This window comes from Streptomyces sp. NBC_01485, from assembly GCF_036227125.1.
In the GTDB taxonomy this organism is placed as follows: Bacteria; Actinomycetota; Actinomycetes; order Streptomycetales; family Streptomycetaceae; genus Streptomyces.
The window spans coordinates 3267312-3289265 of sequence record NZ_CP109435.1 but is presented as its reverse complement, the minus strand read 5'-3'; the positions used below and the strand labels follow the sequence as shown (position 1 = coordinate 3289265).

The 21954-nt window shown below is 71.2% G+C and carries 18 protein-coding genes; 4 read left to right on the top strand and 14 right to left on the bottom strand.

Annotation, left to right across the window (positions count from 1 at the left end):
* The first annotated feature begins 81 nt into the window (after positions 1 to 81).
* The gene (locus OG352_RS15065; RefSeq protein WP_329217410.1) at positions 82 to 513 is read left to right on the top strand and encodes an ATP-binding protein; all 432 of its coding nucleotides are present in this window, start codon (positions 82 to 84) and stop codon (positions 511 to 513) included.
* On the opposite strand, the gene OG352_RS15060 is transcribed toward OG352_RS15065, so the two are convergent.
* The 3 genes from OG352_RS15060 to pepN form a co-directional block, all read right to left on the bottom strand.
* The gene (locus OG352_RS15060) at positions 482 to 1714 is read right to left on the bottom strand and encodes a hypothetical protein (RefSeq protein ID WP_329217408.1); all 1233 of its coding nucleotides are present in this window, start codon (positions 1712 to 1714) and stop codon (positions 482 to 484) included. The two genes, OG352_RS15065 and OG352_RS15060, sit on opposite strands and share 32 nt — an antisense overlap.
* Positions 1715 to 2006: 292 nt before the next feature.
* On the bottom strand, positions 2007 to 3065 hold the full coding sequence (locus OG352_RS15055) for a hypothetical protein (RefSeq protein WP_329217406.1): 1059 nt from the start codon (positions 3063 to 3065) through the stop codon (positions 2007 to 2009).
* A 207-nt stretch (positions 3066 to 3272) separates the two neighbouring features.
* Entirely contained in the window at positions 3273 to 5855 is a 2583-nt protein-coding gene (gene pepN, locus OG352_RS15050; RefSeq protein WP_329217404.1) for an aminopeptidase N, read from the bottom strand.
* A 304-nt stretch (positions 5856 to 6159) separates the two neighbouring features.
* Here pepN and OG352_RS15045 point away from each other — a divergent pair, with 304 nt between their 5' ends.
* Entirely contained in the window at positions 6160 to 6804 is a 645-nt protein-coding gene (locus OG352_RS15045) for a mycothiol-dependent nitroreductase Rv2466c family protein (RefSeq protein WP_329217402.1), read from the top strand.
* A gap of 57 nt (positions 6805 to 6861) precedes the next feature.
* Positions 6862 to 7638: an SAM-dependent methyltransferase gene (locus OG352_RS15040; RefSeq protein WP_329217400.1), complete on the top strand. Its 777-nt coding sequence runs from the start codon at positions 6862 to 6864 to the stop codon at positions 7636 to 7638.
* Between the two features lie 39 nt (positions 7639 to 7677).
* On the opposite strand, the gene OG352_RS15035 is transcribed toward OG352_RS15040, so the two are convergent.
* The 11 genes from OG352_RS15035 to OG352_RS14985 form a co-directional block, all read right to left on the bottom strand.
* Positions 7678 to 8319: a response regulator transcription factor gene (locus tag OG352_RS15035; protein ID WP_329217398.1), complete on the bottom strand. Its 642-nt coding sequence runs from the start codon at positions 8317 to 8319 to the stop codon at positions 7678 to 7680.
* 11 nt (positions 8320 to 8330) lie between these two features.
* The gene (locus OG352_RS15030; protein WP_443072277.1) at positions 8331 to 9542 is read right to left on the bottom strand and encodes a sensor histidine kinase; all 1212 of its coding nucleotides are present in this window, start codon (positions 9540 to 9542) and stop codon (positions 8331 to 8333) included.
* Between the two features lie 35 nt (positions 9543 to 9577).
* Positions 9578 to 11890 (bottom strand): MMPL family transporter, encoded by a 2313-nt coding sequence (locus tag OG352_RS15025; protein WP_329217394.1) that lies wholly within the window; start codon positions 11888 to 11890, stop codon positions 9578 to 9580.
* A 132-nt stretch (positions 11891 to 12022) separates the two neighbouring features.
* Positions 12023 to 12277, bottom strand: a complete 255-nt coding sequence (locus OG352_RS15020; RefSeq protein WP_329217392.1) for a hypothetical protein — start codon at positions 12275 to 12277, stop codon at positions 12023 to 12025.
* Positions 12278 to 12597: 320 nt separating this feature from the next.
* On the bottom strand, positions 12598 to 13980 hold the full coding sequence (locus OG352_RS15015; protein ID WP_329217390.1) for an amino acid permease: 1383 nt from the start codon (positions 13978 to 13980) through the stop codon (positions 12598 to 12600).
* 113 nt (positions 13981 to 14093) lie between these two features.
* The gene (locus tag OG352_RS15010; protein ID WP_329217389.1) at positions 14094 to 14987 is read right to left on the bottom strand and encodes a TauD/TfdA dioxygenase family protein; all 894 of its coding nucleotides are present in this window, start codon (positions 14985 to 14987) and stop codon (positions 14094 to 14096) included.
* 13 nt (positions 14988 to 15000) lie between these two features.
* Positions 15001 to 16410: an LLM class flavin-dependent oxidoreductase gene (locus OG352_RS15005; protein ID WP_329217388.1), complete on the bottom strand. Its 1410-nt coding sequence runs from the start codon at positions 16408 to 16410 to the stop codon at positions 15001 to 15003.
* Positions 16411 to 16665: 255 nt separating this feature from the next.
* Positions 16666 to 17391 (bottom strand): ABC transporter ATP-binding protein, encoded by a 726-nt coding sequence (locus tag OG352_RS15000; RefSeq protein WP_329217387.1) that lies wholly within the window; start codon positions 17389 to 17391, stop codon positions 16666 to 16668.
* Positions 17367 to 18230 (bottom strand): ABC transporter permease, encoded by an 864-nt coding sequence (locus OG352_RS14995; RefSeq protein ID WP_329217385.1) that lies wholly within the window; start codon positions 18228 to 18230, stop codon positions 17367 to 17369. Before OG352_RS14995 ends, OG352_RS15000 begins: the two co-directional genes overlap by 25 nt.
* A 5-nt stretch (positions 18231 to 18235) precedes the next feature.
* The gene (locus OG352_RS14990; RefSeq protein ID WP_329217383.1) at positions 18236 to 19303 is read right to left on the bottom strand and encodes an ABC transporter substrate-binding protein; all 1068 of its coding nucleotides are present in this window, start codon (positions 19301 to 19303) and stop codon (positions 18236 to 18238) included.
* A gap of 250 nt (positions 19304 to 19553) precedes the next feature.
* Positions 19554 to 20852, bottom strand: coding sequence for an ROK family protein (locus OG352_RS14985; RefSeq protein WP_329217381.1), 1299 nt, complete (start codon positions 20850 to 20852; stop codon positions 19554 to 19556).
* Positions 20853 to 21332: 480 nt separating this feature from the next.
* On the opposite strand from OG352_RS14985, the gene OG352_RS14980 reads away from it, so the two are divergent.
* Positions 21333 to 21914: a biotin transporter BioY gene (locus OG352_RS14980; RefSeq protein WP_329217379.1), complete on the top strand. Its 582-nt coding sequence runs from the start codon at positions 21333 to 21335 to the stop codon at positions 21912 to 21914.
* The last annotated feature ends 40 nt before the right edge of the window (positions 21915 to 21954 follow it).

The following is a 21954-nucleotide window of genomic DNA, read 5'->3' as shown; positions in this document are numbered from 1 at the left end:
TAATCAGCGGCGTTTCGATTGAAGTCGAATGGCAGGTCCCGTCACCGTGGGGTGTGCAACCCAAGCGTGAAAGGGAACCTCATGCCCCCCACCCTCCTCGCCCCCGACTGGTCGATGGGTTACCCCATGACTGCCCGCACCGTCCGCCTCACCCGGCTCCACGTCCGTCGTCGGCTGACGATGTGGCTGTGGCCCGGCGACATTGACGAAGCCGTGCTCGTCACCTCCGAGCTCGTCGCCAACGCCGTACGGCACGGCCGGGTCCCCGGTCACGAACTGTGGCTGAGAATCCACGAGTTGGAAGAGAACCGCACGCTGAGCATCGAGGTGTCGGACCCGCTGAGGGCGTTCCCGGAGATCCCGGAGATCAGGGAGGACACGACCGGGGAGAACGGCCGGGGCCTCCTCGTCGTCTCCTCCATCGCCACGGAACTGGACTGGTTCCTGCGCGCCGAGGTCGGCAAGACGGTCCGCGCCCGCCTCAACGGCAGGCAGTGCCGAGCAGTGACGTGAGCGTCTCGGTGAAGGCGGCCCCCGAACGGTCGGCGTGTGCGCGTATCCGCGCGGCGATCGCATCGGCCCCGCCGCCTTCGACGAGGTGGACGAGCCGGTCGGCACGGCGCGCGTGGGCCTCCTCGGTGTCGGGGAGGGTGGACAGGTAGAAGTCCGCCGCGTCGTACGCCATGTGGAACACGTGCTTCTTCACGTCGCTCAGCGTCAGATAGTCGTCGTCGGTCGTCGGAACGGGTTCGGGCGCGCCGACGCACACCACCGGGGTACCGGCGCCCCACGAGTTGACGCACAGGTGGTAGGTGTCGGTGATGACCAGCCGGTACCGGGGGAGTACGCCCACCAGGTCGCCGACGGTGTGGTCACCCGGGCGCCGCCCGATGTGGCCGACCTGGGAGGGGACGTCGCGGTCGAACCAGGGCAGCCACTCCAACGGGGCGCCGAGCCGGTCGGACAGACCCTGGCAGAAGGCGGGCAGCCAGGCGGGGACGGCCGTACGGGCGCCGAGGAACACGCCGATCGCACCGCCGTCCGGGACCTCCTGGGACCACTGGGTGGTCGGGAGATGGTCGTCGAGGTCGCCGGGGCGGGACAGAAGCGCCGCGTCCGAGCCGAAGTACTCGGTCGTGGGGTCGTCCCCGCGGAAGTGGGCGAGCTTGGCCGCCGAGAGCGGTTCCCGCATCCAGACCCGGTGACTTCGCGTCATCAGGCGTGCGAACAGGGGACCGTACTCCTTGTCCTCGTAGTCGGACTGCGTGTTGTGCAGGATCGTGCCGCCGTAGCTGAGGGTGCGGGCGAGGAGTTCGTCCGGCTGGTCCGCGAGCAGCAGGGTGCGGTTGAGCAGGACGCGGGCGGCGTCGCGGTCCTCGGCGAAGCCGAAGTCGAGCAGGCGGTTGGTCGCGTCCTGGGCCAGATAGTGCCGGGTGTGGAGGAAGTCGCCCCAGAAGACGACGGCGTCGTGGTCGCGGAGTTCGGCGAGGTGCTCGTCGGGGTGCTCGATCAGCGAACGGAACCGGAACGGGAGATCGGCGCCCCGCACACCCGCGCGCAGCGGCACGGTCTCCGGCGTGTGCAGCGTGTACCAGGTCGCGTCGATCCCGGCGCCCATCCGCCGCCGCAGGGACTCGAAGGCCAGGTCGACGGTCAGCATTCCTGTGTTGCGGTACCCGATGTTGGGCGCGGTGATGACGGCGACGCGTGCCATGTGTGCCTTCCCTGGCTGATGCCGGTAGCTGTTGCCGGTAGCTGTGCCGACAACTGTTGCCGACGCCTCGAAGCGCGGCGCGGATCTTCGGCCAACGTACACATGGCGGACGCGAGGAGGGGCCGCCGGGTTTGCCGCCCCCCAGCGGCCCCGACGACCCCTCCTCTCCCCTCCTGGCGCCGCCGGGTCACAGTTCCGCGAATGGTGACACTCCCGGTAGGAAGTGTCACCATTCGCGGCCGACAGCACCCCGGCCGCCGCCCCGGATCCAGGCCCCCCGGCCCCGGTCCCCCTACCGGGGCAGCACCACGACATACGCCGCCGGGTCCCTGTCGCCCGACGCCATCAGGGCCGTACGGACCACCGCCGCCTGCTGTTCCATCGAGTCCCTCAGCTTCCTCGGGGTGATGTGGACGACCGTGATGCCCAGCCGCTCCAAGTGCTCCCGCTTGCGGGCGTATTCGGACCACAGCGCGTCCTCGTCCTGCCTCGGCGCCCGGGTGTCCAGTTCCACCGCCACCGCCTGCTCAGGCCAGTACGCGTCGAGGCCGCCCAGGTGGGGGCCGCCCGGCAGGCGGAGGTCCACGTTCCACACCGGGTCGGGGAGGCCGTACTCGCACACCATCGTGTAGAGACGGTCCTCCGCGATCGCGCGGCCCTCGGCGAGCAGCGAGTCCACCGCGTCGACCACGTGCGGGCGGTTCAGCAGCTTCGCGTCGTTCAACTCCCGTACGATCGCCGCCGGTTCGCAGTGGCCGCCGCGTACCGCCTCCGACAGCAGCCGCCGGACGGCCCCCGCGTCCGTCAGTTGGGCCACCGCGTCGGCCAGCGCGCGCGGTACCGGCGCCACCGGGATGCCGGTGGCCAGCTCGGGAGCGGGCATGGCCGCCGTGCGGACGATGTGCGCGTCGCCCGTCGAGCGCAGCCGGCGCAGCCGCGGGACGAGGACGTCGATGTGCTCCAGGGACAGCAGTGGCGGAGCCGACGACAGGCCGTGCAGGTTCAGGGCGGCCAGGCCCGTGATCATCGCGTCCTGGTACACCTGCCGGTGCGGTCCCCCGGCGCCCGGCTGGGCCGGCACGGCGGGCGCCGCCGCCTCGCGGGCCGCGTACATCAGCACCGCGTGCAGCCGCTCCTCGCTGGTCGGCGGCCCCGGGTGGAGCAGGTAGACGCCGGGGAGGAGCTGCTGCCAGGGGCCGCCGGGACGGCACTGATCGTTCGCCTCGGCCGGTGCCACGCCCTGCGCGCGGAGCTGGGCCGCCGTCGTCACGCGGCGCTGGACGTCGGACAGGTGGCGGACCGGGCGGGGGGACGCCGAGGGAACCTGGGGGAGCGGGGTGTTGGGGTTCATGCAACGGGGATTCCGCACCCGGACCGCCGCATAACCGCTGTTACACGCCCGTCGACAAATCCGGACAAGCTCGCCCTAAAGGACGGGTGTTCGGATGCCGAGTAGGCACCGAAAACCCCTGGTCCCGAATGGGGGAGCCAGGGGTTACGGTTCCGATTGACTGAATTCCGTAACGGTGACCGTCAGCGGAATCCTTGGCCAAGGTTTTTAGCGATGTTGCGCCCGCAGCGCCCGCGCCAGATCGTCCCGCGCCTCCAGCACCAGCCGCCGCAGCGCCGGAGCCGCCGACTCGTGCGCCGCCAGCCACGCGTCCGTCGCTTCCAGCGTCCCCGGAGAGTCCTGGAGCGACGGGAACAGGCCCTTGACGGTGTTCATCGCGATCTGGATGGACCGCTCGGCCCAGATCCGCTCGATCGACGCGAAGTACTTCTCCGTGTACGGCGCGAGCAGTTCCCGCTGCGAGGGCTGGTCGAACCCGGCGATCGTCGCCTCCACCAGCGCGTTGGACAGCGCGTCCGACTCGACGAGCTGGGCCCACGCCTGCGCCTTGACCGCCGCCGAGGGGCGGGCGGCGAGACAGCGGACCTGGTGCCGCTTGCCGGACGCCGTGTCGTCGCGGGCCAGTTCGGCGGACAGCGCCTTCTCGTCGGCGAACCCGTGCGCGACCAGCGGCTCCAGGAACACCCAGCGCAGCTCCTGGTCGACGTCCAGGCCGTCGACGCCGGACGTGCCGTCCAGCAGACCCTGGAGCAGCTCGAAGGCGGCCGGGTCGGCGGCCTTCTGGGCGTAGAAGCGGGCCCACGCCAACTGGTGCTCGCTGCCCGGCTCGGCGCGCCGCAACTCGCGCTCGGCGCCCTCGGAGAGCAGCGCGCCGACGTCCGGCCGCGCCTCCGGGGTCACGTAGTGCACCAGCGCCGAGTCCGCCCACGCGTGCAGCATCTGCAGGACCCCGATGTCGGACTCGCGCCCCGCGAACCGCAGCACCAGGTCGACGAAGTCCCGCGCGGGCAGCAGCGCGTCCCGGGTCAGGTTCCACAGCGCCGACCAGCACAGGGCGCGGGCCAGCGGGTCGGTCATGGCCCCCAGGTGCTCCCGCAGGGTGTCCAGGGAGGTCTCGTCGAAGCGGATCTTGCAGTACGTCAGGTCGTCGTCGTTGACGAGCACCAGCTCCGGGGCCGCCTCGCCCACCAGCTCCGGCACGACCGTGCGCGGCCCGTCGACGTCCGCCTCGGCGCGCGCGTACCGCACGAGACGGCCCTCTTCGAGACGGTAGAGGCCGATCGCCACGCGGTGCGGGCGCAGCTCGGGGTGCGACTCTGCGGCCTCCTGGAGGACCGCCAGCTCGTCGACACGGCCCTGCGCGTCCAGCAGCACCTGCGGCGTCAGGGAGTTCACGCCGGCCGTCTGGAGCCAGGACCCGGCCCACGCGCCCATGTCCCGGCCGCTGGTCTCGCCGAGCACCGACAGCAGGTCGCCGAGGCGCGTGTTGCCGTACGCGTGCCGCTTGAAGTAGCGGCGGGCGCCCTCCATGAACGCGTCCTGCCCGACGTACGCCACCAACTGCTTCAGCACGCTGGCGCCCTTGGCGTAGGTGATGCCGTCGAAGTTGAGCTTGGCGTCCTGGAGGTCGCGGATGTCGGCGGTGACGGGGTGGGTGGAGGGGAGCTGGTCGGCCCGGTACGCCCACGCCTTGCGGCGGTTGGCGAAGGTGATCCAGGCGTCGGTGAAGCGCGTCGCGCCGACGTTCGCGAACGTGCCCATGAAGTCGGCGAAGGACTCCTTGAGCCACAGGTCGTCCCACCACTCCATGGTGACCAGGTCGCCGAACCACATGTGCGCCATCTCGTGCAGGATGACGTTGGCGCGCCCCTCGTACGCCACCCGCGTCACCTTGCCGCGGAAGACGAGCTCCTCGCGGAAGGTCACCAGGCCCGGGTTCTCCATCGCCCCGAGGTTGTACTCGGGGACGAACGCCTGGTCGTACTTCCCGAAGGGGTACGGGTAGTCGAAGTGGTCGTGGAAGAAGTCCAGGCCCTGCTTGGTGATCAGGAAGACGTCGTCGGCCTCGAAGTAGGGGGCCAGACCCTTGCGGCACATCGCGCCGAGGGGGATCTCCAGCGTCGTACCGTCACCGAGGTCGCGCGTGTACGAGTCCGTCACGTAGTGGTACGGGCCGGCCACGACGCAGGTGATGTACGTCGAGATCGGCTTCGTCTCCGTGAACCGCCATACGCCGTCGGCCGGTTCCCCGGCGCCGTTGCTCCACACCACCCACTCCTCGGGCGCGCGCACCTCGAACCGGAACGGGGCCTTGAGGTCGGGCTGCTCGAAGTTCACGAAGACCCGGCGGGCGTCGGCCGGCTCGTACTGCGTGTACAGGTACACCTCGCCGTCCTCCGGGTCGACGAAGCGGTGCAGGCCCTCGCCGGTGCGGGAGTAGGCGCACTGCGCGTCGACGACCAGCTCGTTCTCCGCGGCCAGGTCCTCCAGGAGGATCCGGACGCCGTCGAAGACCTCGCCGGGGTCGAGATCGCGGCCGTTGAGGGAGACGGACGTCACACTCGGCGCGATCAGGTCCGCGAAGCTCGACGCGCCGGGCTCGTTGCAGCGGAAGCGGACCGTGGTGACCGACCGGAAGGTGCGCGGCCCGTCCCCGGCCCGGTCGGCCCGGTCGCCCACGGCCGGGTCGCCGACAGCCGAACGCACGTCGAGTGACACGTCGTACCCGTCGACGGACAGCAGGGCGGCCCGCTCCCGGGCCTCGTCGCGGGACAGGTTCTCACCGGGCACGGGCGGTACTCCCTCAGGCTGCGATGTACAGGGGTGTGTAACAGGGTGTGTACGGGTTTCACGGGTCTCGTGAACAGGAGCGATCCTGCCACGCGCCCGTCAAGCCCGGCAGCAGTGAACGGGCGGTGGGAACGGGCGGTGGGAACGGGCGGTGGGAACGGGCGGTGGGAACGGGCGGTGGGAACGGGCGGCGGGAACGGGCGGCGGGAACGGGCGGCGGGAACGGGCGGCGGGAATGACCGGCGGGAATGACCGGCACCGGCGGCGGTGTTCAGTGGGGAAAGACTTCCCGTTGAGGAGAGACATGTCGGAGAAGACCCCCGTCGACTTCTGGTTCGACCCGCTGTGCCCCTGGGCCTGGATGACGTCCCGCTGGGTCCTGGAAGTGGAGAAGGTCCGTGACATCGAGGTGCGCTGGCACATCATGAGCCTCGCCGTCCTCAACGAGAACAAGCTCGACGAGCTGCCCGAGGAGTACCGCGAGATGCTCGCGGTCAAGGCCTGGCCGCCGGTCCGCGTGGTCACCGCCGCCTGGCAGCTGCACGGGGAGGACGTCCTCGGCCCGCTCTACACGGCGCTCGGCACCCGTTTCCACAACAACGGCGAGGGCCCGACCGTGGAGGCCATCGCGGGCGCGCTGAAGGACGTCGGTCTGCCCGCGTCCCTCATCGAGTACGCCGAGCAGTCGGACTTCGAGTTCGACGCCCAACTGCGCGCCTCCCACAAGGAGGGCATCGAGAAGGTCGGCCAGGACGTCGGCACCCCGGTCATCGCCGTCCCCGGCGCCGACGGCGAGCAGATCGCCTTCTTCGGCCCCGTCGTCACCCCCACCCCCAAGGGCGAGGAGGCCGCGCGCCTCTGGGACGGCACCCTGGCCGTCGCCTCGGTCCCCGGCTTCTACGAGATCAAGCGCACCCGAACCAAGGGCCCTGACTTCAGCAATCTGTAACAAATTCTGCGCCGCAAGGCCCCCGCGAGCCGGCCTCGCGGGGGCACCATGGTTCCCATGACGAAGATCGACACCTCGGTGCCGCATTCGGCCCGCATCTGGAACTACTGGCTGGGCGGCAAGGACAACTACCCGGTGGACGAGGCGGCCGGCGACGCCTACACCGCCGTCTTCCCCGGCATCGTCACCGTCGCGCGCAGCAGCCGCGCCTTCCTCGGCCGCAGCATCCGGTACCTGGTCGAGGAGGCGGGCGTCCGCCAGTTCCTCGACGTCGGCACCGGGCTGCCCACCGTGGACAACACCCACGAGGTCGCCCAGCGCCTGGCCCCCGAGGCACGGATCGTCTACGTCGACAACGACCCGCTGGTCCTGGCCCACGCCCGCGCCCTGCTCACCTCCACCTCCGAGGGCGTGACGGCGTACGAGGACCTGAGCCTCCACGCACCCGAGCGCATCCTGGAGGCGGCGGGCGCGACCCTCGACCTCGACCGCCCCACCGCGCTGATCCTCAGCGGCATCCTCGGCCACGTCGACGGCTACGACCGCGCCCGCGACCTCGTCCGGGCCCTGCTGTCCGGCCTGCCCGCCGGCAGCTACCTGTCGGTCAACGACGGCTCCCGTGGCACGGACCCCGCCTACGAGGCCGCCCAGGACGCCTACAACGAGACCGGCGCGGTCCCGTACTTCCTGCGCCCGGTCGAGCAGATCGAGGGCTACTTCGAGGGACTGGAACTGGTGGATCCGGGCGTCGTCTCCGTCCCCCTGTGGCGCCCGGAGCCGGGCACGGCCCCGCCCCCGATCGGCCAGCACGGAGGCCTGGGCCGCAAGCCCTGACCTTTTGGTCCCCGGTCCCCGGTCCGCCGGCAGGCCGTCTTACGGCCGGCGCAGCATCCCCCGCTCCATGGCCACCACCACCGCCCGGGTCCGGTCGTTCACGTCGAGCTTGGCGAACAGGCGCAGCAGGTGGGTCTTGACGGTGGCCTCGGAGATGACGAGGCGCCGGCCGATCTCGGCGTTGGTCAGCCCGTCCGCGACCGCGCCGAGGACGTCCGTCTCCCGGGCGGTCAGCGCCTCCTGGACCGGCCGCCGCAGCCGGGCGACGAGCTTCTCCGCCACCCGGGGCGCGAGCACCGTCTCCCCGCGCGCCGCCGCCCGGATCGCGTCGACGAGCTGTTCGCGCGTGGTGTCCTTCAGCAGATAGCCGATGGCGCCGGCCTCCACCCCGCGCTCGATGTCGGCGTCCGTGTCGTACGTCGTCAGGATCAGCACCCTGGTACGCGGATGCCGGGCGACGATCTCGGCCGTCGTCGCGACCCCGTCGAGGACCGGCATCCGCAGGTCGACGAGGGCCACGTCGGGGTCGTGCCGCGCGACGAGGTCGAGGGCGGCACGGCCGTCGCCCGCCTCGCCGACGATCTCGATGCCGTCCTCACAGGCCAGCAGGGCCACCACCCCGGCCCGCATGACGGTGTGATCGTCGACCACGACGACCCGCAGAGTCGTTCTCTCGCTCATGCCCACCCCTCTCATGCCGGCCCCTCTCCCGAAGTCTCCTGCGGGATCATCGCCAGGACCCGTGTCCCGTCCCCGACCGAGCTGGTCACCGTCAGCCGTCCGCCCAGTTCCGCCACCCGTTTGCGCATCCCGTCCAGTCCGAAGCCCGTCGACTCCTCCACCGCGAACCCGGCGCCGTCGTCGGTGATCTCCAGCTCCACCGCGTACGGCCGCCGGGCCAGCACCACGCCGACCGTGGAGGCCCGCGCGTGCTTGCGCACGTTGGCCAGGGACTCCTGCGTGCAGCGCAGCAGCGCGATGCGGGTCTGCTGGTCGCAGTCGAGGTCCGTGAGGTCGGCGTCCACGGTGAGCCCGGTGTCCTCGACGAATCGGTCCAGGATCCGCCGCAGGGTCACGGCCACGGAGCCCGCCGCCAGCCCGCCGGGCCGCCCGCCCGAGCCGACCAACTCCCGTGCCTCCGTGAGGTTTTCGCGCGCCGTCGACTCGATCGACCGCAACTGCTGGGCGCTGCGCGCCGGATCGGCGGCGATCCCGGCCCGGGCCGCCTCCGCGAGCACGACGATCGACGCGAAGCCCTGGGCGAGGGTGTCGTGGATCTCGCGCGCCAGCCGCTCCCGCTCGTCCGCCGCGCCCTGCCGCTGGTGCGCCTCGGACAGTTGGGCCTGCGTCTGCTCCAACTCATCGATCAGCCGGGCCCGTTCGGCGCTCTGCTCGACCACCGAGTGCGCCCACAGCCCGATCAGCACCCCCACCGCGACGACGATGAGGGTGGACACGGCCGTCTCGCCGAGGAACTCCGCCGTCCAGCCCTGTAGCAGCCAACTCCCCAGCAGCGTCGAGGCGGTGGCGAGTCCGAGGAACCACATGGAGATCCTCGGGGTCCGCCCGAACATCCAGTAGTGCGGCAGCGTCACCATGAACAGCGCCGCGTAACTGGTGCGCAGATACGCCAGCCCGCCGAGCGCGAGCACCAACACCGTGAGGTAACCGTGCGGCCGTACGACGGGGTTGTCCGGGAAGCGGTCCACGAGCGCGTAGCTCAGCACCACGCAGCCCAGCAGCCCGAGCGCCTTGTACATGCCCCCGCCCGGCCGGCCCATCACCGCGATCCCGACGGCCATCGCGGCGAACAGCACCCAGCACACCGCGTTCCAGCGGCGCAGCGAGGTGGCCCGGAACGGGTCGGCGGAGGGCCCGGCGAGCGGCCCGACGAGAGCGGTCACGCCGGTCAACGTACGCGGACTCGACGTACGCCGACTCAACGTACGTCGACCACCGGCCGGTCGGGCGGCACCGGGGTCTGCGCAGGCGCCGCCTCGCGCACCGGCCGCGACGGCCACCAGCTCCGCTCGCCCAGCAGCAGCATCGCCGACGGCAGGATCAGGATGCGTACGACGAAGGCGTCCAGCAGGACGGCCGCCGCGAGCACGAACCCGATCTGCTTCATCTCGATGATGTGGAGGAAGACGAAGCTCACGAACACGGTCGTCATCACGACCGCCGCGCTGGTCACCACGCTCGCCGACCGGCGGACCCCGTCGAGCACCGCCTCCCGGGTCGGTGTCCCGGCGAGCACGGCCTCCCTGATCCGGCTGACGACGAACACCTGGTAGTCCATGGAGAGCCCGAAGAGGATCACGAACAGGAACAACGGCACCCGCGACCCGATCGAACCGGTGGAGCGGAAGTCCAACAGTCCCTCGGCCCACGTGTGTTGGAACACGAGCACCAGCAGCCCGAGCGCGGCCGCCGCCGACAGCAGGTTCAGTGCCACGCCGAGCAGACCGAGGACCACGGAGCGGAACGCGTACACCGTCATCAGGAAGGTCACCAGCAGCAACGCCCCGAGCACGAGCGGGAGTTTGGCGTTCTGGTGGGCCGGATAGTCGGTGTACCGGGCGACGTCACCGCTCACGCCGTACTCGGCGCCGGTGATCCGGCCGACGGTGGCGGGCAGGTAGTCGTGGCGCAGGTGGTCGAGGGAGTCGCGGGCCTGGTCGGAGTCGCCCAGGTACGGCACGTGCAGTTCGAGGGTGCTGATCCGGTGGTCGGCGGAGGTGCGCAGCCGCGTCGTTCCGGTGAACAGGCGGTCGGAGTCGGTGAGTTGGGCCAGCCTGTCCAGCGCGTCGCCGACCTGGCCGGTCTGTGCGGCGTCGGCGCGCACGACGACCTGATGGGTGACCCGCTGCTGCGGGAACGCCGCGTTGAGCCGGTCGTACACCCGCATCGCGGGGATCTCGCGGGAGTGCGTGTCCCGGCTCATCTCCGTGATGTGCAGACCGGCCAGCGGGACGACGAGCGCGAGCAGGGCGAGGACGGAGACACCGAGGGTGGCGAGGGGGTGCCGGGCGGCGGGCCGCAGGAGCGCGGTCCAGACCCGGCTGCCACCGCTCTCGCCGCCTCCGCGCTCGCCGCTCTCGCCGTCGCGGGTGCGCCGGGCGGGCTTCCCCCGAGCCGCCCGCCGCTCCGCTGCCCGCTCGGCCCTGCGCTCGGCCCTGCGCTCCGCCCGCCTCCCCAGCACGGTCAGCAGCGCGGGCAGCGCCGTCAGGGAGCTGGCCATCGCGACCAGGACGACCAGGACGGTGCCGGTGGCGAGCGAGGAGAAGACGACGTCCGAGGCGAGATACAGCGTGGCCGTCGAGGCGACGACCGCGAACCCGGAGACCACCACGGCCCGCCCGGAGGTGGCCGCCGCCAGCTCCACCAGCGCCTCCGGACTCAACAGGCCCCCACTGCGGGCCCGTTCCTCACGCTCCCGCTTCAAATAGAAGAGCGTGTAGTCGACGCCGACGGCGAGGCCGATCATCAGGATCACGTTCGTGCCGACCCCGGTGTCGGGGGTGACGTGCGAGGCCGCCATCGACAGTCCGACGGCCGCCGCGATCGACGACAGCGCGAGCAGCAGCGGCACGGCGGCCATGGTGAGCGAGCCGAACACGAGCAGCAGCGTCAGCAGCGTGACCGGCAGGGTGATCTTCTCGGAGAGCGCGAGATCGTCACCGCGCTGCTCGTCGACTCCCTTGCTGATGGAGGGACTTCCGGTCTCCTGGAGCAGCAGCTCCGGGTGGGCCCGCTGCACGGCCCGGGTCTGCGCGGTGAGCGCGTCGACCTTGTCCTTGGCGTCCCGCTCCTCGCCCTTCAGGGCCACCTCGACCATGAGGATCCGCCCGTCGGCGGAGCGGACCGGCGCGGCGACCTCCGCGACCTTGGGCAGTCGTTCCATCCGGGCGGTGAGATCCCGTACGGCGGCCTGGGCGGCGGACGCGTCGAGGGACCCGGCGGACGCGGACGAGGCGTCGAGGGACCCGGCCCGGGCCGAGATCAGCACCTGCTCGGTGGACCGGCGGGCCAGGTCCCCTTCGGCCGCCATGGCCTCGGCCCGGCCGGCCTCGCCGACCCGGTAGTCGGCCGTCCGCGCGCTGTTCATCCCGACGGCACCGCCGACCGCCAGGCACAGCGCCACGAACACCAGCCAGCCGACGATCGCCCGCCACGGGTGCCGCGCGCTGGAACGCGCCATGCGCACGGTGACCGAGTGCACGGCGAGTGAGTGCACAGTGAGTGATTTCATGCCCAAAAGCCTTGCCGAGCAGGGCAGTTGAGGGACACGGGTATCCGGTGGAACTTGGCGTCCACCGATCGGTTGACCCGGAGGAGGGGGAAAACCCCCGCACGTCGGCCGCTACGCGAGGGCCTCGCCGGACTACCTGTCCGACGACGGCGGAGGCGGCGGGGGCGGCGGCGGGGGCGTCCGGAACTCCTCCGGCAGGTCGAAGCCGGACCGCCAGTTGAAGTAGGACTGCACGCGTACGCAGCCCTCGCGGGTGCAGCGCCGGTACTTGCCGAGATCGGCCCGCTCCACCCGCGTCAGGGCGAAGACCGTCTCGTTGCCGTGCAGCGGCCGGAAGCCCTGGTCGGTGTCCCCGCAGTTGGGGCACCGCCTCGTCGGAAGACCCATGCGGGCCACTGTCGCCCGGAACGCGCGTCGAAGGGAAGCCTCCGCCACCCGCGCGCGTGTCGGGTGACCGCCGCGCATACGGGAGCGGCCCCGCGAGTCATGTCCTCGCGGGGCCGCTCCTTCATTCCGCCCGCCGCCGTGAAGGGTGAGAAGACGATCACGAGGCAGGACGCTTCATGTCTGTCTCAGGGCGCCGGCACAACACGTCCGTGCAGGACTTCGCCAGCTTATTGCAAGCTGGTCGCAAGTGCAGGATAGCGACAGGAAGGCCCTCACGTGTCCTTCCCGCGTGAGGGCCTTTCCGTGCACGTGGGCCGGGGTCAGCCTCTGGTCCGCCTGCGCTGCCACGCGTACCCGACGGCCGCCAGGAACGCCGTCATCCCGCCCGACCAGTACAACTGCACCCGGGTGCCCGGCTCCCGCGCCATCAGGACGAGGATCGCCGCCATGCCCGCCAGCGCGACCCACGTCAGCACCGGGAACGCCCACATCCGCACGACCAGCTTCTCCGGCGACTCCCGCTCCAGCCGGCGGCGCAGCCGCAACTGGGAGAGCGCGATGAAGATCCAGGCGACCAGGATCACCGCGCCGATCATGTTCAGCAGCCACGGGAAGACGTCGTCCGGCCGCCAGTAGCTGAGCACCACGCACACGAAGCCGAAGACGCAGGAGGCCAGCACCGCGACGCGGGGCGCGCCGCCCGACACCCGGCCCAGCGTCCTCGGCGCGTGACCCCGCTCCACCAGCGAGTGCACCATGCGCGAGGCGCCGTAGATGTTGGCGTTCATGGCGCTGAGCAGCGCGACCAGCACGACCACGTTCATCACCTGACCGGCGCCCGGGATGCCGAGATGGTCGAGGGCTGCGACGTACGGGCCCTTCTCCACGACCGCCGCCGAGTCCCAGGGCACGAGCGTGACGATGACCGCCATCGAGCCGATGTAGAACAGCGCGATGCGCCACATGGCCGTACGGACCGCGCTCGCCACGCCCCTGACCGGGTCCTCGGACTCGGCGGCGGCGATGGTGACCGTCTCCAGGCCGCCGTACGAGAAGACCGAGGCGAGCAGGCCGACGACCAGACCCTCGCTGCCGTGCGGGAGGAGGTCGCCCAGGTTGGACGTCCCCGGCGAGTCCGTGCCCGGCAGGACGCCGACGACGGCCAGCACGCCCAGCAGCAGGAACAGGGTGATCGCACCGACCTTCAGGGCCGCGAACCAGAACTCGAACTCGCCGAAGTTCTTCACGGCGGCCAGGTTCGCCCCGCAGAACAGGAGCATGAACAGGGCCACCCAGGCCCACTCGGGCGTGCCCGGCAGCCAGCCCGTGACGATCTTCGCGGCGCCGATGCCCTCCAGGCCGACGGCCGTGCACAGCAGGACCCAGAAGGCCCAGCCCACGGTGAAGCCCGCCCAGGGCCCGAACGCCCGCTCGGCATGCGCCGAGAACGAGCCCGACGAGGGATGCGCGGCCGACATCTCGCCCAGCATCCGCATCACCAGCATCACGAGGAGACCGGAGACGGTGTAGGCGAGGACGATCGACGGCCCGGCGGCGGCGATTCCCGCCCCCGAACCGACGAAGAGACCCGCGCCGATGACGCCGCCGAGGGCGATCATCGACAGGTGGCGCTGCTTGAGGCCGTGGGTGAGAGGGGCGACGGCGTCCTCGTGGGACGTCTCCGCCTTGGTGGTGCTGGGCATGGGCGCGGCTCGTCCAATGCGTGAGATGGACAAAAACGCCCACATTCTGGGCAGGCCCTCCGGGCGAGCGGAGGGCCTGCCCACTATGTGGATGGACCGGCTACCAGGAGTGCCTAGGCCGCTACGGGGGTGTAGTGCGCCGCGTCGCCCTCGATCGAGTGGCTCTCCTTGCCCTCGACGCCGGCCGGTACGTCCCCGGCGACGGTCACCCGGTGCAGGCGGCGCGGCAGCTTGTCGTAGTTGGCGACCGCGTAGTGCTGGGTGATGCGGTTGTCGAACAGCACGAGCTGGTTCGGCGACCAGCGGTGCCGCAGGATGTTCTCCGGCCGGACGACGTACGACTGGAGCAGGTCGAGGATCCTGCGGGACTCGCCGACCGACAGCCCCACCAGGCGCTGAGCGAACCCGCCGATGAACAGGCCGCGTTCACCGGTCAGCGGGTGGACGCGGACGACGGGGTGGGCGGTGCGGAACTTGATGGACGTGAACCGGGCGCGCTGCGCGGCCCGTACCTCGTCGACCTCCTCCACCGGTACCGCGTAGTCGTGGTCGTTGGTGTGCTCGGCCCACAGGGTGTCCGCCAACGTGCGCAGCGGCTGGGGCAGTTGACGGTAGGCGGCGGCCGAGTTGGCGATCAGCGTCTCGCCGCCGTACGGCGGGAGCGTGATGCTGCGCAGGGTGCTGGCCTGCGGCGGGTTGAGGACGAACGTGACGTCGGTGTGCCACTGGTTGGCGCTGCCCTGCTCGCTGTCGACGGGCAGCACGTTCGGGGCGCCGTCGACGGCGGCGACCGTCGGGTGGGCGGTGGTGAGGTCGCCGAAGCGCCGGGCGAAGGCCTGCTGGCCCGCGTCGTCGAGGCGCACGTCGTCGAAGACCAGCGCCTTGTGGACGTTGAGGGCCTCGCGGAGGGCGGCGACGGTCTTGTCGTCGAGGGGCTGGGAGATGTCCACGCCAAAGACGTGCGCGCCGATGTGGGCGGTGACCTTGCGGATGTCGAGCGTGCTCATGGGGGGCGTCCTTTCAGACGAGGGCGGGGGCGGGGGCGAGGGTGGGGGTGGGAGTGGGGGTGGGGGTGGCGGTGGGGGCAGGGGGAGGGGTGGCTTCTTCGGCGGTGACGTACTGGTTGGCGGGGCGGGGGAGGCCGTAGCGGTCCCGGAGGGTCTGGCGGGGGCCGTACTCGGTGCGCAGCAGGCCACGGGCGCGCAGGAGCGGGACGACGTGGTCGACGAAGGCGTCGAGGCCGGAGGGCAGGACGGCGGGCATGATGTTGAAGCCGTCGGCGGCGCCCTGCGTGAACCAGGTCTCGATCGCGTCGGCGACCTGCTCGGGCGTGCCCGCGAAGGTGAGGTGCCCGCGCCCGCCGCCCAGCCGCCCGATCAGTTGCCGCACGGTGAGCCGCTCACGCCGGGCCAGTTCCACCACCAGGGTGTAGCGGCTCTTGGCGCCCTCGATGGAGTCCTCGGAGGGCAGCCCGTCCGGCAGCTCGGCGTCCAATTCGAGTGAACCGGACGGCAGTTGCAGCAGACGCTCCAGGTTGGCGACCCCGTGCCGGTGCACGATGTGGTCCTCGAGGATCTGCTCGTTGGCCCGCGCCTCGGCCTCCGTGGAGCCGAGCACCGGGACGATGCCGGGCAGCACCTTGAGGTGCTCGGGATCCCGACCGGCCTGCCGGGTACGGGACTTGAGGTCGGCGTAGAAGGCCTGCGCGTCGCCGAGGGTCTGCTGCGCGGTGAACACCGCCTCCGCGTACCGGGCCGCGAACGCCTTGCCGTCCTCCGAGGAGCCGGCCTGCACGAGCAGCGGGTAACCCTGCGGCGAACGCGGGACGTTGAGGGCGCCCTCGACGCTGAAGTACGTCCCCTGGTGCCGGGGCGGATGGATCTTGCCGTCGTCGCCCCAGACCCCGGACGCCTTGTCGGCGATGATCGCGTCGTCCTCCCAGCTGTCCCAGAGCTTCAGCGCCACATCGAGGAACTCGGCGGCACGGGCGTACCGCTCCGCGTGCGCGGGCTCGGCCTCCAGCCCGAAGTTCCGGGCGGCCTCCGCCCCGGCCGTCGTGACGATGTTCCAGCCCGCCCGGCCGCCGCTGATGATGTCGAGCGAGGCGAACTTGCGGGCCAGGTTGTAGGGGGAGTTGTAGGAGGTGGACGCGGTGGCGATCAGCCCGATGTGCCGGGTCGCCGTCGCGAGGGCGGTGAGCAGCGTGAGCGGCTCCAGGGCGCCGCCCGGCCGCTGGGAGACGTTGCCCCAGAGCTGCGGCCCGTCGGCGAGGAAGAGCGAGTCGAAGGTGCCGCGCTCGGCGGTCCGGGCCAGGTGGACGTAATGATCCAACTCCACGTGAGCGTATGGATCGCTCTCGGGAAGCCGCCAGGAGGCCTCGTGGTGCCCGGTGTTCATGAGGAAGGCGTTGAGGTGCAGCTTGCGGGGCATGGGGTGTCCTTGGAGGGTGACTTGGGGGGCTGGTGGGGTGCCTGTTTGGGCCCGGTCGGGTGTCTGACTTTCAGCCCGGCCGGTTTCTTTCGGGTTCTTTCAAGAGCCGGTGGGGTGTCTGCCTTCAACCGGTCGGTTACTTTCGAGCGCCGGTTCGGAAATTCAGCCTGTTGGGGGTCCCCCTCTGGGGGAGTTTGAGGACGAGGCCCCTTCAGAGCCGACAGCGGGGTCTGGGGGCGCAGCCCCCAGGGACGGTCACGACAGCCGAGGGTCACCGTCCACACCCAGCGCCGCGAGCAACCGCGCCCGGTACTCGCCGTGCGCGCGCCCCCGGTCGACGGTCAGATCGAGGCCGATCCGACCGCGTTCGAGCACGAGAACCCGATCGGCAAGCCCGATCGCCTCGTCCACGTCATGCGTGACCAGCAGCACCGACGGCCGATGCCGCTCCCACAACTCCCGCAGCAGCACATGCATCTTGATCCGGGTGAGCGCGTCCAACGCCCCGAACGGCTCGTCGGCGAGCAGAAGTTCGGGCTCACGGACCAGCGACCGGGCAAGCGCGGCCCGCTGCGCCTCACCGCCGGACAACTCGTTGGGCCAGGCCCGCTCACGCCCCTCCAACCCCACCTCGGCGAGAGCCGCCCGCCCCTTCTGCTCGGCCTCCTTGCCGTCCAGCCCGAGCAGGACGTTGTCCAGCACCCGCCGCCAGGGCAACAGCCGGGAGTCCTGGAACACGACCGACACCCGTTCGGACGCCGTGAGTTGACCACTGCCGACGACCTCGTGATCGAGATGGGCGACCGCCCGCAGCAGGGTGCTCTTGCCCGACCCGCTGTGCCCGAGAAGCGCCACGAACTGCCCGTCGGGAATGTCGAGGTCGATGCCGTCGAGGACCGTACGTCCCTCGAACGACCGTGTCAGGCCGCGCAGTTGGACGGCGGCGGCCGGTCGGGTCAGTTGCTCAGTGTGCGGCGCCATGACAGCACCCTCCGTTCGATGAGACGGACCGCGCTGTCGGAGACGAGGCCGAAGACGCCGTAGATGAGGAGGCCGACGAGGATGACGTCCGACTGGCCGTAGTTCTGGGCCTGGAACATCAGGTAGCCGAGGCCGCTGGTGGCGTTGATCTGCTCCAGGACCACCAGGCCCAGCCAGGAGCCGGTCACCCCGAGCCGGAGTCCCACGAAGAACCCGGGCAGGGCACCCGGGATCACGATCTGCCGGACGAACTGGAGCCGGGACAGCCCCTGCACCTCGGCGAGTTCGACGAACCGGTGGTCGATGCCGGACAGCGCGGCATGCGTGTTGAGGTAGATCGGGATGTAGACGACGATGGCGATGATCGCGACCTTGAAGGTCTCGCCGATGCCCAGCCACAGGATGAACAGCGGGATCAGACCGAGGGTCGGGATCGCCCGGTTGAGCTGCACGGTCCCGTCGATCAACGCCTCCCCGGTCCGGGTCAGCCCCGACGCCAGCGCGAGCGCCACCCCGGCGACCAGCCCGATCGCGAAGCCGGACGCGGCGCGCTCCAGCGAGGTGAGGACGTCGGTGGACAGCGTCCCCTCGGTCCACAGGCGGACGCCGGTCTCCAGCACCGTCCAGGGCGCGGGGACCGCCCCGGTGTCCAGCCGTCCGGCGGCCGAGGCGACCGCCCACACGGCGACGAGGAGCAGCGGCCCGGCGAGCCGGGCGGCGGGCAGCCGCCTGCCGGGGGCGAGTCCACGGCGCCGACGGCGACGCCGGACGAGGGGCACGTCGTCGTCGACGGCGACAGGGCCGGCCGCACTCACGGTCACGCTCGCACTCGTGGTCATGGCCGTCACTTCCGGTACTCGGCGGCGACGGACTTCGCGGCGATGCCCTCGAAGCGGTGGTCGAAGAGGGAGGAGACGTCGAACTTCTTCACGAAGCCGCCCTCCGCGAGCAGGTCGGCGGTCTCCTGCTCCCACTTGATCGCCTCGTCCCAACTCGGCGGGAACAGCGGCTTGTTGGCGAGAGCGGTGATCGACCTGGCCTGGTCGAGGGTCAGGTTCTGCGTCTTGACGTAGAACTCCTCGTTCCAGACGTCCGGGTTCTCGTACTGCCAGACCTGGCCCTGCGCCCACTGCGGGATGTACGCGGCGACCGCAGCCGCCTTCGCCTTGTCGTTCAGTACGGACACCGGCGCCCACAGCAGGTTGAGCAGGTCGACGACGTCGGTGGTGATGGCGCGGGCGCCCTTGGACTCGTACTGCTTGAGATAGGCCGGGGCCTGCTGGTTGGCGAGCGGGGCGACGTCCACCTGGCCCGACTGCAGGGCGGTGAGGAACTGGTTGCTGGTCAGCGGCACCAGCGTCACGTCGTCGTACTCCAGTCCCGCCTGCTTCAGTGCCCGCAACAGGACGACGCCCTGCGCCTGCCCCTGCGAGAACGCCAGCTTCGCGCCCCGGAAGTCCTCGACGCTCCGGATATCGCTGCCGGGCTTGGTGGCGAAGAGATAGTTCGGCTTGCGCGTGACGTTGATGGCGACGATCTTCGCGTCGAAACGCTGGTAATACGCCTGGATCGGCGGAATACCCGCGTTGTTGGCGAGGTCGAGGGACTTCGAGCGGAAGGCGTTGATGACGTCGGGACCCGCCCCGATGTTCACCCAACTCGACACCGTGAACGGCAGCTCGGGAAGTTTCGCCAGCTCGAACTGCAACTGCTGGACATTCTGGTAGGAGGCGATCTTCAGGCTGGTGCCGGCGGGCACCTTGTCGGCGAGCGGCGCGGCCGAGGCGCCCTCGCCACCGGTGGCGGCACTGCTCTCGGCGCAGCCGCTGAGCCCCGCGACACCGGCGGCGGCGCCGAGCAGAGAGGCGAGGAAGAGGCGCCGGTCGACACCGGGCACACGGGAAACAGGCATGGGAGAACCCCCAGGGAAAACGGCGGCGAAAAGGCAGGCAGAAGGCAGGCAGAAGGCAGGCAGAAGCCAGACGTAAACCAGCCCGAGAAAAAGGCTTCGCGCGGGTAATTCACAGAGAATTCACGCGACGAAGGCAGAAGAAGGGGCGCGCTCCCGGCGCGCCGGGGCGTCAGCAACAGAAGGTGCGACAGCTCATGAGATGAATGTTCCCGTCCGCGTGCAAGGTCTGTCAACATTCGGAGTTTCTGAATTAACTCGCCTCAGGCGAGACGCTCAGGTGAGAGGTTCCGGTGAGGCGCCCGGGGACGAGGCCGGCGGACGCGGCCAGCGGATCCCGGTAGAGCACGTCCAGCGCCACCGCCCCGCCCGCCACGGCGAGCACGGAGTCGGGGAAGCTGCTCGGCGAGACCGCGGCGGACCGCCCCGCCCCGACCTCCTCCCGCAGCGCGGCCAGGCAGTCCTCCCGGAACAGCACGCCCAGCTCGGTGACGACGACCCGCTCCGGATTGAGCACGTCCAGCAGCAGCCCGGCCGCCCGCCCCACCATCCGCGCCCGCTCCCGCAACAGCCGTACGGCGACAGGGTTTCCGGCATCCGCCGCGGCGAGGACGTGCATCGGGTTCACCCGGTCGACCACGCCGTCAACCACCCCGTCGATCACCCCGGCCTCCCGGGCCCGCCGGCACAACGTCCGCTCGCTCAGCTCGACTTGGAGGCAGCCGACCCGTCCGCAGTCGCAGGGCTCCGTGCTGCCGGCCAACGGCAGATGCGCGATCGTCCCCGCCTGTGAACGCGGCCCGTGGTGCACCTCGTCGTGGGTGGCGAACGCCGCGTCGACCACGTTCCCCACGAACAGGTGCAGCACACTGCGGCTGCCGCGCGCCCGCCCGAACAACCGCTCCGCGTTGACCAACGCCCGTGCGTGCCCGTCCACATGGACCGGCAGCCCGACGCGCGCGCCGACCGCCTCCCGCACCGGCACGTCCCGCCAGCCCAGCAGCGGATGCTCGACGACGGTCCCCGAATCCCGGTCCACCCAGCCGCCCACGGCGACCCCCACCCCGAGGGCCCGGCAGCCGGGAGCCTCGTCCAGCAGCGCACCGAGCCCGTCGGCGGCCCGCGCCAGCACCTCGTCCGGGTCGAGGCTCCGGTGCCTCAACTCCCGCCGCGCCACCACCCGTCCCCGCAGATCCAGCAGCGAGACGGTCGTGTACGGCACCGCCACATGCACCCCGCCCACCAGGAACCGCGAGTCGTCCAGATCCACGGGAACGTGCGGACGCCCCACCCCGTTGCTGCGCCGGGGCACGGCCGCCTCCCGGATCAGCCCGAGCCCGGCCAGCCGGGCGCAGTGCTCGGTGACGGACGCGGGCGACAGCCCGGTCAGCCGGGCGATGGTGGAACGCGCGACGGGCCCGTGCTCCAGCACGGACCGCAGGATCACACGGGCACTGGTCCGCCGCCGATCACTGTCGGCGACCCGGGCGACGGGCGAGACACGAGAAGCAGAGGAGGCCAGAGGGGAGGGGGGAGCCGCGGTACGGGGCATGGGGAACTTCCTCGGAAGTCAGGAGCCGGTCCGACACTGCGCCGTCTGTGGAGCGCGGCGCGCCGGATGATCGGCTCCGCCCGCCTCACACCGGAGGGCGACAGGCGGACGCGCCCACGCGTCGCAGGTCGACATGGCGACGCGACGAGAAGTTCAGGGCCTGGGCCTGGGCAACCATGGCTCGAAGCTAGCAAAGCGGACCAGCCCTGCCCAGACGGCGACCGACGGGCGAGACGGGGCGGCTGCGCGATTGGCGAAACCCTACAGAGACCGCTCAGGACGCTCCCGTATCCGAAACCACGCCACCTCAGTGACCGGCATCACCTCGTACCGCGTGTAGACCCCACGCTTTGTCCGGAGCCCACCAAACCCCCGAACGCCCGTTTGTCGAACACCGACGGTGATCGGCCGCATGCCCCTGGGATAGCGTCGCCGTGTCCCGATCCGTCCCGGCACCCGTCCCGACCTTGCGGAGTCCCCATGAGCAGCACCGCCGTCGCCAACCCCGCCCGCCCCGGGCAGGTCCTCGCCGACCTGCTCCCCGCCTCCCGGGTCCGGGACGTCGCACTCGTCCTCGGCGGCGCCGCGCTCACCGGCCTCGCCGCCCAGATCGCGGTCCCGGTACCCGGCAGCCCGGTCCCGGTCACCGGCCAGACCTTCGCCGCACTGCTCGTCGGCACGTCCCTCGGCGCCCGCCGCGGAGTCTCCGCGCTCGCCGTCTACGCGCTGGCCGGTCTCGCCGGCGTGCCGTGGTTCGCGGGCGGCGCCTCCGGCATCTCCGTCTCCTTCGGCTACATCCTCGGCATGATCCTCGCGTCCGCCGCCGTGGGCGCCCTGGCCCGCCGGGGCGCCGACCGCTCCATGCTGCGCACGGCCGGCGCGATGCTGATCGGCGAGGCGATCATCTACGCCGTCGGCGTCCCGTACCTGGCCTACGCCGCCGGAATGTCCGCCTCCGCGGCGCTCGCGGCCGGCCTCACCCCGTTCCTGATCGGCGATGCCGTCAAGGCGATCCTGGCGATGGGGCTGCTGCCGACGACGTGGAAGCTCGTCCAGCGGTAACGCTCCTTCAACCGCCTTTAGCCGCGCAACCGCCTTCAGC